At 68.7% G+C, this 12,771-nt stretch carries 13 protein-coding genes; 2 read left to right on the forward strand and 11 right to left on the reverse strand.

Annotation, left to right across the window (positions count from 1 at the left end; genetic code table 11):
- Positions 1-49 precede the first annotated feature (49 nt).
- A complete protein-coding gene (locus LTA6_RS05555) occupies positions 50-349 on the reverse strand; it encodes a chorismate mutase (RefSeq protein WP_341976557.1) in 300 nt (99 codons plus the stop codon).
- Between the two features lie 62 nt (positions 350-411).
- Between LTA6_RS05555 and LTA6_RS05560 the strand changes: the two genes are divergently transcribed.
- Complete coding sequence (locus tag LTA6_RS05560) at positions 412-1,596, forward strand: AI-2E family transporter (RefSeq protein ID WP_341976558.1); 1,185 nt, start codon at positions 412-414, stop codon at positions 1,594-1,596.
- Here the strand turns inward: LTA6_RS05560 and LTA6_RS05565 are convergent.
- The 8 genes from LTA6_RS05565 to LTA6_RS05600 form a co-directional block, all read right to left on the reverse strand.
- A complete protein-coding gene (locus LTA6_RS05565) occupies positions 1,593-1,958 on the reverse strand; it encodes a hypothetical protein (RefSeq protein WP_341976559.1) in 366 nt (121 codons plus the stop codon). The two genes, LTA6_RS05560 and LTA6_RS05565, sit on opposite strands and share 4 nt — an antisense overlap.
- A 100-nt stretch (positions 1,959-2,058) precedes the next feature.
- A complete protein-coding gene (locus LTA6_RS05570; protein ID WP_341976560.1) occupies positions 2,059-2,982 on the reverse strand; it encodes an ABC transporter substrate-binding protein in 924 nt (307 codons plus the stop codon).
- A 55-nt stretch (positions 2,983-3,037) separates the two neighbouring features.
- Entirely contained in the window at positions 3,038-3,769 is a 732-nt protein-coding gene (locus LTA6_RS05575) for an ABC transporter permease subunit (RefSeq protein WP_341976561.1), read from the reverse strand.
- The gene (locus LTA6_RS05580) at positions 3,766-4,455 is read right to left on the reverse strand and encodes an ABC transporter permease (protein WP_341976562.1); all 690 of its coding nucleotides are present in this window, start codon (positions 4,453-4,455) and stop codon (positions 3,766-3,768) included. The genes LTA6_RS05575 and LTA6_RS05580 overlap by 4 nt, the downstream gene beginning before the upstream one ends.
- Positions 4,452-5,327 carry an ATP-binding cassette domain-containing protein gene (locus LTA6_RS05585; RefSeq protein ID WP_341976563.1) on the reverse strand — a complete coding sequence of 292 codons (876 nt, stop codon included), beginning with the start codon at positions 5,325-5,327 and terminating at the stop codon, positions 4,452-4,454. The genes LTA6_RS05580 and LTA6_RS05585 overlap by 4 nt, the downstream gene beginning before the upstream one ends.
- A 212-nt stretch (positions 5,328-5,539) precedes the next feature.
- Positions 5,540-6,964, reverse strand: coding sequence for an NAD(P)/FAD-dependent oxidoreductase (locus tag LTA6_RS05590; protein WP_341976564.1), 1,425 nt, complete (start codon positions 6,962-6,964; stop codon positions 5,540-5,542).
- Positions 6,965-7,053: 89 nt separating this feature from the next.
- A complete protein-coding gene (locus tag LTA6_RS05595) occupies positions 7,054-8,076 on the reverse strand; it encodes an alcohol dehydrogenase catalytic domain-containing protein (protein ID WP_341976565.1) in 1,023 nt (340 codons plus the stop codon).
- Complete coding sequence (locus tag LTA6_RS05600) at positions 8,073-9,479, reverse strand: MFS transporter (protein WP_407358888.1); 1,407 nt, start codon at positions 9,477-9,479, stop codon at positions 8,073-8,075. The genes LTA6_RS05595 and LTA6_RS05600 overlap by 4 nt, the downstream gene beginning before the upstream one ends.
- Here LTA6_RS05600 and soxR point away from each other — a divergent pair.
- Positions 9,478-10,023 (forward strand): redox-sensitive transcriptional activator SoxR, encoded by a 546-nt coding sequence (gene soxR / locus LTA6_RS05605; protein WP_341978274.1) that lies wholly within the window; start codon positions 9,478-9,480, stop codon positions 10,021-10,023. The genes LTA6_RS05600 and soxR overlap by 2 nt on opposite strands.
- Positions 10,024-10,173: 150 nt before the next feature.
- On the opposite strand, the gene LTA6_RS05610 is transcribed toward soxR, so the two are convergent.
- The gene (locus LTA6_RS05610; RefSeq protein WP_341976566.1) at positions 10,174-11,277 is read right to left on the reverse strand and encodes a beta-propeller fold lactonase family protein; all 1,104 of its coding nucleotides are present in this window, start codon (positions 11,275-11,277) and stop codon (positions 10,174-10,176) included.
- Positions 11,278-11,288: 11 nt separating this feature from the next.
- Positions 11,289-12,575, reverse strand: coding sequence for an adenylosuccinate synthase (locus tag LTA6_RS05615; protein ID WP_341976567.1), 1,287 nt, complete (start codon positions 12,573-12,575; stop codon positions 11,289-11,291).
- Positions 12,576-12,771 lie beyond the last annotated feature (196 nt).

A 12,771-nucleotide genomic window follows, 5' to 3' on the forward strand; every position in this document is an offset into this window, starting at 1 on the left:
AGCCTTCCGTGCGGCATCGGTGATCTCCCCCGAGCGCGGCGGACCCTCGTCAGCGGCCTTCGGCCGCCTCGGTGTGATGGCGGATGACCTCGGCCACGACGAAGTTGAACCACTTCTCGGCGAACTCGGGGTCGAGGTGGGCCTCTTCGGCGAGCGCCCGGAGGCGGGCTGTCTGCTGCTCTTCGCGCCGCGGGTCGGATGCCGGCATCTCATGCTCGGCCTTCAGGTGCCCGACCTGTTGGGTGGCACGGAAACGCTCGGCCAGCATGAAGATGAGGGCGGCATCGATGTTGTCGATCGTGGCACGCAGCCGTAGCAGTTCTTCCCGGGGGTCCATGGCTGCTGTCATGCCCCTACTCTAGGAGGTTCCGCCGCCGTCGATCCCAGCTGTGACACCGATATCGTGAGGGCATGAGCAACGACGAATCGACGACACCCGACGTCATCGACGACACCCCGCCCGTCGAGGTGCCGCCGTCACCCGCTCCCTCCTCCGCATCGGTGCCGCGCGCCGTGGTCATCGAGCCGATGACGCCGAGCCGCTCTTTCTGGACGCGCATCGACCGGCCCTTCGTCTTCGGGTTCCTGGTCACGCTCGGGGGGCTCGCGGCCGTTCTGCTGGGTCTTGCCCTGTCGAACCTCGCGACCGTGCTCATCTATATCGCGTTGGCGCTCTTCGCAGCTCTCGGCCTCGACCCCGCCGTCCGGTTCCTCGAGCGGCGCGGCCTCTCCCGCGCCGTGGCCGTGGCCGTCGTGATCCTCGGCCTCATCGTGGTCGTCGCGCTGATCCTGTGGATGGTGCTTCCGATCGTGATCGAGCAGATCGCCAGCTTCGTCCGCTCGGTGCCGGCGATGATCCAGGAGTTCACCGCTACCGATCTCTACGCCACCCTCGACAGGCAGTTCGGCGACCAGTTCCAGACCCTCGTCGCCGATATCCAGAAGTTCCTCTCCGACCCGGGCAACATCGCCGCGATCGGCGGCGGCGCCCTGCAGGTGGGTGCCTCGATCGCGACGGGCATCTCCGGCGCCATCGTCGTACTCGTGCTCACGATCTATTTCGTCGCCACGCTTCCCGGGATGAAGAAGGGGATGCTCAGCCTCGCCCCGGCCCGCGACCGCGCCCGCACCGCAGACATCACCGATCTGATCACCGATGCGGTCGGCGGCTACGTGATGGGGATGGTCGTACTGGCCTTCTTCAACGCGATGATCGCTCTCGTGCTGTACACAGCGCTCGGCCTGCCCTTCCCGCCGCTGATGGCGACCGTCGCGTTCTGCGTCACCCTGATCCCGCTGGTCGGCTCCGTGATGTTCTGGGTCATCGGCACCGGACTCGCCCTGTTCACCGACCCGGTGGCCGCGCTCATCTTCGGGATCATCTACCTCGTCTACATGCAGGTCGAGGCGTATGTGATCACCCCCCGCGTGATGAACAGGGCGATCTCGATCCCTGGCTCACTCGTGGTGATCGGCGCTCTCGCCGGAGGCACACTGCTCGGGCTCCTCGGCGCGCTGGTGGCCGTGCCGGTTGCGGCATCCATCCTGATCATCATCAAGCAGGTGTGGGTGCCGCGTCAGGACGCCAGGGTCTAGAGCTCCTGATCGACGATGCCGACGAATCGGCTTCCGACGCCCTCGAACTGGCCGCGATGGTGCCCATCAGCCGGCTTCGGAAGTTCGCCGAGTGCGTGGTGGCGGCAACTGACGTACGTGAACTCCGGCCACCACTTCTTGGGCCTGGTCGTCTCGGTGTAGCCGCACACTTCGCAGGTCAGGGTGACCCACACGGGGCGGGCGCCCTTCTTGCGGTTCGACCGCGACTGGACGAGCCACGCGGGCGGATCCTGTTCGAGCGCCACGAGCTCGGATTCGCTCGCCCCGTCGCCGAATCCGTGGCGGTCGGCCATCTCCAGGGAGATGTCGAGCCGTTGGGCGAGATCTCGCTTCGAGATCATGCCGATCTATCCGTTGCCATGGACTCCATTGTCTCAGGCCGCACGCCCGCATGCAGAGGGGGCCTTCCGATGGTCATCGGAAGGCCCCCTGTCTGTCCGGTCAGAGCAGGCCGTTCTTCTCCAGCCAGGACTTCGCGATGTCGGCCGCCGACTTCTGGTCGACCGTGCTCTGCACGTTGAGGCCCACCAGTTCCTCGGCGGTGAGCTTCGCGCTGATGGCGTTGATGACGTCGGCGATCTCGTCGGCGACGTCGGTCGAGGCGATCGGCACGACGTTCGAGGCCAGGATGATGTTCTCCGGGTCTTCGAGTGCGACGATCTCCTCCGTCTGGAAAGCCGGGTCTGCCGAGTAGATGTCGGCGACCTGGATCTCGCCGGCCAGCAGCGACTCCAGCGTGGTCGGCCCGGTCGCGGAGAACGCCAGGTCGACGCCGTAGACCTCCTTGGCCGCAGCCGGCCCATACGGACGCTCCTCGAACTCGGGAGCGGCGCCGATCGTGACCGGGGTGGTGACCTTCGACAGGTCGGAGATGCTCGTCAGCTTGTTCGCGTCGGCGAAGCTCTTCAGCACCGTGTAGGTGTCCTGATCGGATGCCTCGGCGTACTCGAGTGCGGTGAGGCCGTCGGGCAGTGCATCCTGCAGAGCCGCATACACGTCGTCGGGGCTGGTCGCGGTGGCGCTGTCGTCGAGATACTCGAGCAGGTTGCCCGTGTACTCGGGGAACAGGTCGATCGCGCCGGACTCCACGTCGGGCATGTACACGTCGCGCTGGCCGATGGTGAACTGGCGGTCGACCGTGAAGTCGGCCGCCTCGAGGGCCTGGGCGTAGATCTCGGCGATGATCTCGTTCGAGTAGTACGCCTGCGATCCGATGACGATGGTGTCGTCACCGCCGCCGCCTGCGCCGGTCTCCTCGGACGGCGCGTCGAGCGGGTTGCTGCTCGCACAGCCGGCGAGAACGAGGGATGCGGCAAGGGCGAGGCCCCCCGCGAGAGCGAGTCGAGACTTACGTGCTGTGAACATGGGGCTTCTCTTTCTCTGGAGCTTTCTGGGGTCTTGAGGTCGGGGACGCATGCGGTCAGGCGGGCGCCGGTGAGGCGTGGGCAGATGAGGATCGCGCGCGGCGGCGCTCCCGCGCGGGCACCGCGCGCACCCCCGCCGGGACAGCGGCGTGCTGGGCGAGGGCGAGCAGCAGGTCGACGAGCAGAGCGAGCAGCGCGACGAGGATCGCACCGCCGAGGACCTGGTCGAACTTCTGCAGCGGAATGCCCTGGATGATCGGCCAGCCGAGGCCGCCCAGGTTCACGTAGGCGGCGATGGTGACCGTAGCGATGACCTGGAGCAGCGCCGACCGCAGCCCGCCGACCAGCAGCGGCAACCCCAGTGGCACCTCCACTTTCCAGAACACCTGCCACTCGGTCATCCCCATCGCCCGTGCGGCATCCAGCACGCGGCGATCGATCGCCTCCAACCCGGTGTAGGCGCCCGCGAGGAGTGACGGGATGGCGAGGAGCACGAAGGTGATGATCGCGGCCTCCGGCACGCGCAGCACGCCCAGCAGCAGGACCATCAGCACCATCAGGCCGAACGACGGGATCGCCCTGGCGGCCCCCGAGATCGCGACGGCGATCTCTCGACCGCGACCGGTGTGCCCGATGAGCCATCCCGCGGGCAGGGCGATGAGCGCGGCGATCAGGACCGAGATGAGCGTGTAGGCGATGTGCTGGCCGAACAGGACCGGAAGAGCGTAGGTGCCCTGCCACCGATCAGGCGAGAACAGCCAGGCGAAAGCATCGGCGAAAAGGTTCATGCGGCCGCCCTCATCGTCGCCGCCGGGCTCGGCGCGGTCTTCGCGGTCTTCGCCACTGCACGAGTCCAGGGCATCAGCGCCCGCCCCGCGAGCAGCAGCAGGAAGTCGACGATCAGCGCGATCACCACGACGGCGATCACTCCGGCGAGGACCTCCGCGATGATGCGGCGCTGCAGACCGTCGGTGAACAGGTATCCGAGGTTTCGGACGCCGATCAGGATGCCCACCGTGGCGAGGGAGATCGTGCTGACGGCGGTCACCCGGAGACCCGCGAGGATCACGGGCCCGGCGAGCGGGAACTCGACCGCCCAGAATCGCCGGAACGGCGCGAAACCGGTGGCGGTGGCGGCCTGGCGCACACCGTCGTCCACCGAATCGAGCCCGTCTGCGACGGCCCGCACCAGGATCGCGACGGCGTAGATCGTCAGCGCGATGATGAGGTTGGCCTCGCTCCTCGCCGAATAGCCGACGACGGAGGGCAGGAGGATCAGCAGCGCCAACGAGGGGATCGTGTACAGCAGCCCGGTGAGCGCGATGATCGGACCGCGGACGAGGCGGTAGCGCCACGCCACCCATCCGAGCGGCAGCGACAGCAGGAAGCCGAGCACGATCGGCACGACGCTCTGCCGGAGGTGCGCCGCGGTCAGCTCGAGGATGAGCCCGAGGTTGTCGAGGACCCAGGTCACAGCGAGCCGTCCTGCGCACGACTTCCGGCGACGGCATCCGCCGTGTCGGCGACTTCGGCCTGCTCGACGATCGCGCCCTGCGTGCGCCCCTCTGAGTCGACGACGACGGTGCCGCGTGGCGTCTGCTTGAGGTGCAGTGCGCGTCGGCCGCGCTCGACGCCGATGAACGCCGAGACGAAATCATTCGCCGGATTCTCGATGATCTCGCTCGGGCTGCCCACCTGCACGATGCGCGCGCCCTTGTCGAGGATCACGACCTGGTCGCCGAGCAGGAATGCCTCGTCGATGTCGTGGGTCACGAAGACGACCGTCTTGTCGAGCTCGTGCTGCAGCCGGATGGTCTCCTGCTGCAGATCGGCGCGGACGATCGGATCGACGGCTCCGAACGGCTCGTCCATGAGCAGGATGTTCGGGTCGGCGGCGAGTCCGCGGGCGACGCCGACGCGCTGCTGCTGTCCGCCGGACAGCTGACTCGGGTACCGATCGGCGAGACTCTGGGCGAGGCCCACGGTGTCGAGAAGTTCCCGTGCCCGCTGATGCGCGGCCGACCGGCTCACCCCGTTCAGCCGCAGCACGGTCGCCACGTTGTCGATCACCGTGAAGTGCGGCATGAGTCCGGAGTTCTGCATGACGTAACCGATGCTCCGGCGAAGCGCGACCGGATCGCCGCCGAGCACGCTCTCGCCGTCGATCTCGACGTCACCGGACGTCGGCTCGACCATGCGGTTGATCATCCGCAGGAGCGTGGTCTTGCCGCATCCCGATGACCCGACGAACACGGTCGTCTTTCGCGAGGGCAGCACGAGGCTGAAATCGTCGACGGCCACGGTGCCATCGGGGAACTGCTTCGTGACGGAACGGAACTCGATCATGGGCTGGTCTCCAGACGGTCGATCGACTCGATTTCGAGCGTATAAGAGGTCACGGACATCCTGGGCAGGGTTGTGCCGACCGGGTTCGATGTGCACACAGATGCACCGCTGACCCGGACGCGCGGCCTACCGCGGAGATCCTTGGTCTGTTCGGAGCCGAAGCACGGACGGATTGGACCGTGCACCGCGCTCGGAGGTGCGAGGTGAGCGAGTCACGCGGAGTCCCGTCCGTACGCCTCGAGCAGCCGGAGCCAGACCTCGCTCATCGTCGGATACGCGGGGACCGCATGCCAGAGGCGGGAGATCGGCACTTCGCCGACGACGGCGACGGTGGCCGCCTGAAGGAGCTCGGCGACGCCGGGGCCGACGAACGTCGCCCCGAGGATCACGTCGCGCTCGGTGTCGACGACGAGTCGCGCCTGGCCTTCGAAGCCGTCCTCGTACAGTCGCGCGCCGTCCACGTGCCCCAGGTCGTAGTCGACAACCCGCACGGCGTTTCCCGCTTCCCGCGCGGCATGCTCGGTGAGTCCGACCGATGCGACCTCCGGCTCCGAGAACGTGACCTGAGGCACGGCCGCGTGGTCGGCGGTGGCGGCATGACGGCCCCATCCTGCGGCATCCACGGTCTCCCCCTTGGCCCTCGCCGCGATGACATCGCCGGCGGCCCGCGCCTGGTACTTGCCCTGGTGGGTGAGCAGCGCACGGCCGTTGACGTCGCCGACCGCGTAGAGCCAATCCATCCCGGGTACGCGCAGCGTGTCATCCGTCTGGATCCATCGGCCGGGGGTGAGGCCGACGGTCTCCAGGCCGATGTCGTCACTGCGGGCCCGACGCCCGGTCGCGACCAGCACCTCGTTCGCCGTGATCTCGCTGCCGTCGTCGAGCGCGATGGTCACTCCGGATGGGTCTCGACGCACCGATGTCGTGCCGGTGCTGGTACGGAGGTCGACGCCGAGCCCGCGAAGGCCTGCGGCGACCCGCTCCCCTGCGAACGGCTCCATCGATCCGAGCAGCTCCCCGCGGGCGATCAGCGTCACCGTCGAGCCGAGGCTCGCGTAGGCGGTCGCCATCTCCACCGCGACAACGCCACCCCCGATGATCGCGAGCGCGTCGGGCACCTCCTGGGCGCTCGTCGCCTCTCGGCTCGTCCAGGGCGACGCGTCACGCAATCCATCGATCGGCGGGATGACCGCATCCGATCCGGTGCTGATCGCGACCGCGTGCCGCGCCTTCAGCACCCGGGTCGCCCCGTCCGCGTCGGTGACGGTGACTTCGCGTTCCCCGGTGAGACGGCCGTGCCCGCGCGCGAGATCGATGCCGGCGGAGTTCAGCCACTGCACCTGTCCGTCATCCGACCAGTTGCTGGCGAACCCGTCGCGGCGGGCGAGCACCGCGCGCACGTCGAGCGCTCCGGTCACGGCCTCGGCCGCACCACCGACGCGTTGAGCCGCGCGGAGCGCCTGCGCCGGACGCAGCAGAGCCTTCGACGGCATGCACGCCCAGTAGGAGCATTCGCCGCCCACGAGTTCGCTCTCCACGATGATCGCGCTGAGCCCGGCCTGCACGGCGCGATCGGCGACGTTCTCACCGACCGGTCCTCCGCCCAGGATGATCAGGTCATACTCTTCGGTCGCCATCGTCGCCTCTTCCTCCGGGTCTGGCCGCAGAGCCCAGTCTCACCGAAGTGCAACGTCGAGTCACGGACTTTGTTCCGCATCCGACGCGCTCAGGGAATCAGCACGACCTTTCCGCGCTGGCGACGCTCCTCGATGGCCGCGTGCGCGGCGCCGGCATCCTCCAGCGGGAACTCGTCGACCGGAGGCGCCGTTCGCCCCTCCGCGACCGCATCGAGCGCACGGCGCTCCAGCACGCGCAGCTGGGTGACGGGGCGCCCGAGCGGAACCGTGACCGTGAGGGAGCGTTCGACGATGTCGTCGGTGTCGAGCCGCACGGCCGCACCGCTCGACCATCCGATGATCACGATGCGCGCGCCGCGCCCGAGTGTCTCGACAGCCGCCCTGCCGATCGCGCCGCCGACGCCGTCGAGCAGCAGCGACGGCGTCCTCTCGCCGAGTGCCGCGATCATGCGTTCGGGCCATGTCTCGTCCGTGGCATCCAGTGGCAGAAAACGACCGCGATCAGCCGCAGACACGGAATCGAGCCGCTCGACGACGGCCCGCTTCGCCTCGCCCCCGAAGAGGGCGACCACCGTGGACCCCGCCGACAGCGCCAGCTGGACGAGCTGGCTGCCGAGCCCGCCGGATGCTCCGGGGACGATGACGACGTCGCCCTCCTGCATCCCCGCGTGCTCGAGCACGAGCTGCGCCGTGCGCCCCGTGCCGATCGCGGCGACCGCTTGGGCAAAGGGCACGGACTCCGGGATGACGTGAAGGGCGGTCGCCGGAGCGAGTGCGAACTCGGCGTACCCGCCGTTCAGGAATCCGACGTGTGCGACGACGCGCGCGCCGAGGAGATTCTCGTCGACGTCTGCCGCCACGGCATCCACGATGCCTGCGACTTCACGGCCGGGCGTCATCGGAAGAAGCGTCTGCGGCATCGACGCGGGGCCTTCGCCGCGGCGGATGTCGGTGTCCACGGCGTGCACCCCCGCCGCGCCGACCCGGATGCGCACCTGCCCCTCGCCGGGCTCCGGCATCGGCACGTCTTCAACGGTGAGCACGTCCGGCCAGCCGAGTTCACGCTGGACGACCGCTCTCATGGTTCCCGCTCTCCCGATATCCGTGGTCATGCTCTCGCCTCCGTGCTCGTCGAGGCGCTGCTGATGCCCGCCCGCACCCTGGGCGCCAGGACGGCGGCGGCGACGGCGAGCGCACCGGCGAGGGCGAAGACGGCCGTGAAGGGATCTCCGCTGGTCGCCACAGCGGCGAACAACGCCCCGGTGATGGCGAGAGCCAGAGCGCTCCCGAAGGAGTCGGCGACCGTCATCGCCGCGCTGTTGAACCCCTGGGTCTCCGGGGTCGACATGCCGAGCGTCAGCGCACTCGACCTCGGGCTCATCAGCCCCATCCCGGTGCCCGCGATGATCCACGCGACGGCGATCGTCGCGGCATCCCAGCGGAACGCCGCCGTCAGCACCGTCAGAAGGATGCCCGCCAGCACGAGCAGGGTGCCGACCCGCACCGCCGTCACGCTGGACAGGCGTGCACCCATCCGCCCCTGCACCGTCGCAGCCGTGGACCATGCCAGCGCACCACCGGTCAGCGCGAGCCCCGCGAGCGTGGGTGACAGGGCGTACCGATCGGTCAGCAGATACGGCAGGTAGACCTGCGTGCCGAAGAAGGCGGCGGCACCGAGTCCGCGGACCAGGATGACCGCCGGAAGACCGCGGCGCGCGCGCAGGGTTCCCGGCGGAACCAGTGCCCGCACCGCGACGAGGGCGATGATCACCGCGCCGATCGCGAGTACGGGCCCGAGGCCGGGCACATCGCTCAGGAGGTCGAGTGCGAGCACGGCCAGCGCCGCGAGCACCGACCAGCCGAGGCGGCCGTATGCCCACGGCGTCGACGGGTCGCCGGCGTCATCGGACAGTCCTCGGAGCGCGGGGATCACCATGAGCAGTGCCGCCAAGACGAGGATGACGACGCCGAGGAACACCCAGTGCCAGCTCCAGAGCTCCGTCACCGCGCCAGCGAGCGTCGGTCCGATCAACGAGGGCACGACCCAGGCGGCTGCGAACCCAGCGAAGATCGCCGGATGGAGGTCGGGCGGGTACACCCGGGCGACGACGACATACAGGGCCACCATCAGCGCTCCGCTTCCCAGACCCTGGGCGAAGCGTCCCGCGACCAGGACCTCCATGCTGGGCGCGAGTCCGGCGATCAGCAGACCGACGACGAAGACGGTGACAGCCGTGTACAGCGGCCCCTTCGGCCCGCGCCGATCCGCCCAGTTGCCCGCTGCGACCATACCGATCACGCCGGTGGCGAGCGGGCCTGCGAACGCCAGCGCGTACAGGCTCTCGCCGTTCAGATCGGCACTCACAACGGGCATCACGGTGGTCACGGCCAGGGATTCGAATGCGCCGAGGAACACGAGCGCGCACGCGCCGATGGTGATCCAGAGATACCCGCTGCTCATGATCCCCGGCGCGGAGGTCTTCGCCGTCCGCACTTCTTCGGTGTTCGTTGTCATGAGGACGACGCTAAGACTTCAACTATGGTTGAGGTCAAGTGACCGGCGTGGCGAGGAGAAGAGCATGCCCCAATTGGTCGGCGACAAGAACCGTCAGCTCACGATCGGCGAGCTCTCCGCCCGCAGCGGGGTGGCCGCATCCGCCCTTCATTTCTACGAACGAAACGGCCTGATCTTCTCCGAGCGCACCGCGGGCAACCAGCGCCGCTACGGCCGCGACACCCTGCGTCGCGTCGCGTTCATCAGGGTCTCGCAGCGCGTCGGCATCCCGCTCAAGGACATCCGTACGGCGCTCGAATCCCTTCCCGAAGGCCGCACACCCACCAAGCGGGATTGGGCGCGACTCTCGCAGCGCTGGCGCGACGAGCTCGACGCGCGCATCCGACAGTTGGAGCACCTGCGGCGCGACCTCGACGGATGCATCGGGTGCGGTTGCCTGAGCCTGAACTCCTGCGCGCTGCAGAACCCCGGCGATGTGCTCGGACGCAACGGTGCCGGCCCGATCCGCTGGCTCGCGAAGGGCGGACACCCCGTCGCGGAGTGACGGCTCCCGCCGCCGACTGTTCACAATTCAGGAAGAACGGCAGCGACACCCGGTGCACCCGGGCGTTCCAGACTGATTCGCCGCACTTTTCCTGAGTTGTGAACGTACCGAGCGGGTGACGGGCTCGGGTGAGAGGGCGGGAGGGGCGCCTCAGCGCACCGGCAGGAAGTGCGTCGGCGTCGGGGCGGGTGCCTGATGGCGGATGCCCAGGGGCGCGCCCGTGCGCTCGTCGAGGTCGAGCAGGCTGATCGTGTCGGACCGCTGCCCTGCGACGAGCAGCTTGCCCTCGTGCACGAGGTGGTGCCGCGGCCAGTCCACGCCGGAGTCGGCGAGGGCGATCGGTTCCAGGGCCGCACCGCCGTCACGGACTCGAAGCGCCGCGATCGTGTTGCTGCCGCGCAGCGCCGTGTAGAGGAAGGCGCCATCGCGAGTGCGGGCGAGCTCGGCGGGGAAGTCGAATCCGACCTGGGCGATGGGGGCCGACAGCGTCGACGAGACCACACCCCACTGGCCTTCGCGGGACGCCGCGAGCGTGAACACCTCGCACGAGTACTCGGTGACGACGTGCAGGTGTCCGCTCGGATGCACCACCATGTGACGGGGCCCCGTGCCCTGCGGCAGCACGACCTCGTGATCGAGGATGAGCCCGCTCGCTGAGGCACGCCAGATGCGCACCAGATCGAAGCCGAGGTCGGTGGTCGCGATGCGGCCGTCCGGGAGGAACGCGGCGGCGTGCGCGTGCGATTCGCGTTCCATGCCGCTTTCGGCATACGGGTCGGATGCGGCGACGCCTGTGCCCGCGGGGGCGGCGTCATCCGGGTCGGGCTCGCCGAAGAATGCGGCACGCAGCGCGGCCGCACGGTTGTCGGTATCCGGGATCAGCCGGCCGGCGGCGTCGACACCGATGCGCACCACTCGGCCGTCGCCGTAGCAGCTGGCGATCAGCGAGGAGCCGCTCGGCGAGATGGCGACGTGGCAGACGTACTTCCCGACCGGCACCGGCTCTCCGAGTGGCGACAGCGATGACTCGCCGGTACGAGCGAAGGCCTGCACCGCGGCGTCACCCTCCAACGCCGCGTAGACGACGTCGAGGGTCGGATGCTGCGCCAGCCACGACGGCGACGGCGTATCGGTGACCGCACCGCGATAGGCGAGCGACGTGGCCTCACGCCCTTCGTCTCCCGCCAGCATCCCGATGCCCGCGGCCGAACCATCCATGCCGGGGCCGTAGCCGCCGATCCAGAAACGTGTCACGAGTGCGAGGCTCAGTCGACCAGGTCGTGACGGACGATGACCTGATCGCGCTCGGGCCCGACGCCGATCACCGAGATGCGGGTGCCGCTCATCGCCTCGAGTGCCAGAACGTAGTCCTGCGCGTTCTTCGGCATGTCCTCGAACGTGCGCGCGGTCGAGATGTCCTCGCTCCAGCCCGGGTAGTACTCCAGGATCGGCTTCGCGTGGTGGAAGTCGGTCTGGTTCACCGGCACCTCGTCGAAGCGCACGCCGTCGACGTCGTAGGCGACGCAGACCGGGATCTGCTCAAGGCCGGTGAGGATGTCGAGCTTGGTGAGCACAAGATCCGTGATGCCGTTCACCCTGGTCGCGTAGCGCGTGATCGGGGCGTCGTACCAGCCCACCCGGCGGGGACGCCCGGTGGTGGTGCCGAACTCGAAGCCGCGCGAACGCAGCCATTCGCCCTGCTCATCGAAGAGCTCGGTGGGGAAGGGACCGGAGCCGACGCGGGTCGTGTACGCCTTCACGATCCCGACGATGCGGTCGAGGCTGCCGGGGCCGACACCCGATCCGGTCGAGGCGCCACCGGCGGTCGCGGACGACGAGGTCACGAACGGGTAGGTGCCATGGTCGACGTCGAGCATGGTCGCCTGGCCGCCTTCGAAGACGACGACCTCATTGCGATCGAGGGCCTCGGCGAGGAGGTAGCCGGTGTCGGCGACCATCGGACGCAGCCGCTCGGCGTAGGAGAGCAGGTCTTCGACGACCTCGTCGGCGGTGATCGCGCGACGGTTGAAGATCTTCACCAGCAGGTGGTTCTTCTGGTCGAGTGCGCCCTCCACCTTCTGGCGCAGGATGTTCTCGTCGAAGAGATCCTGCACGCGGATGCCGACGCGGTTGATCTTGTCGGCGTAGGCCGGGCCGATGCCGCGGCCGGTGGTGCCGATCATGCGCTTGCCGAGGAAGCGCTCGGTGACCTTGTCGAGCGTGCGGTGGTACTGCGTGATGATGTGCGCGTTCGCGCTGACGCGCAGCCGGGAGACGTCGATGCCACGGGCCGAGAGCGCTTCGAGCTCGAAGAAGAGCACTTCGAGGTCGATGACCACGCCGTTGCCGATCACCGGGGTCACTCCGGGCGAGAGGATGCCGGAGGGCAGCAGGTGCAGCGCGTACTTCTCGTCGCCGACGACGACGGTGTGCCCGGCGTTGTTGCCGCCGTTGAACTTCACCACCCAGTCGGTGCGCTCACCGAGCAGATCGGTGGCCTTGCCTTTTCCTTCGTCGCCCCACTGCACGCCGATGATCACGATTCCTGGCATGGGTAACCCCCCTGCTTTCGCCGGGCTTGCACCGGCCGATGAGCTGGCCCTATTCGGGCGGTCCCCATCCTACCGAAGGGCTGTACAGATGCCGTTGGGCCGGTGCCTCACGCCGAAACGAGGGTTCCCGCATGAGACGGAGTCAGCCTCACTCTGCTTCATGCCGGAAAGGCTGGTTCGGCAGAGCTGGCGGGAA

The sequence above is a fragment of the Microbacterium sp. LTA6 genome, assembly GCF_045690355.1.
Lineage (GTDB): Bacteria > Actinomycetota > Actinomycetes > Actinomycetales > Microbacteriaceae > Microbacterium.

Coding starts and splice junctions, on each gene's coding strand:
- LTA6_RS05555 (WP_341976557.1), bottom strand. CDS start 349: ATGACAGCAGCCATGGACCCCCGGGAAGAACTGCTACGGCTGCGTGCC.
- LTA6_RS05590 (WP_341976564.1), bottom strand. CDS start 6,964: ATGGCGACCGAAGAGTATGACCTGATCATCCTGGGCGGAGGACCGGTC.
- LTA6_RS05600 (WP_407358888.1), bottom strand. CDS start 9,479: ATGACAACGAACACCGAAGAAGTGCGGACGGCGAAGACCTCCGCGCCG.
- soxR (WP_341978274.1), top strand. CDS start 9,478: ATGAGGACGACGCTAAGACTTCAACTATGGTTGAGGTCAAGTGACCGG.
- LTA6_RS05575 (WP_341976561.1), bottom strand. CDS start 3,769: ATGAACCTTTTCGCCGATGCTTTCGCCTGGCTGTTCTCGCCTGATCGG.
- LTA6_RS05570 (WP_341976560.1), bottom strand. CDS start 2,982: ATGTTCACAGCACGTAAGTCTCGACTCGCTCTCGCGGGGGGCCTCGCC.
- LTA6_RS05560 (WP_341976558.1), top strand. CDS start 412: ATGAGCAACGACGAATCGACGACACCCGACGTCATCGACGACACCCCG.
- LTA6_RS05585 (WP_341976563.1), bottom strand. CDS start 5,327: ATGATCGAGTTCCGTTCCGTCACGAAGCAGTTCCCCGATGGCACCGTG.
- LTA6_RS05565 (WP_341976559.1), bottom strand. CDS start 1,958: ATGATCTCGAAGCGAGATCTCGCCCAACGGCTCGACATCTCCCTGGAG.
- LTA6_RS05595 (WP_341976565.1), bottom strand. CDS start 8,076: ATGACCACGGATATCGGGAGAGCGGGAACCATGAGAGCGGTCGTCCAG.
- LTA6_RS05615 (WP_341976567.1), bottom strand. CDS start 12,575: ATGCCAGGAATCGTGATCATCGGCGTGCAGTGGGGCGACGAAGGAAAA.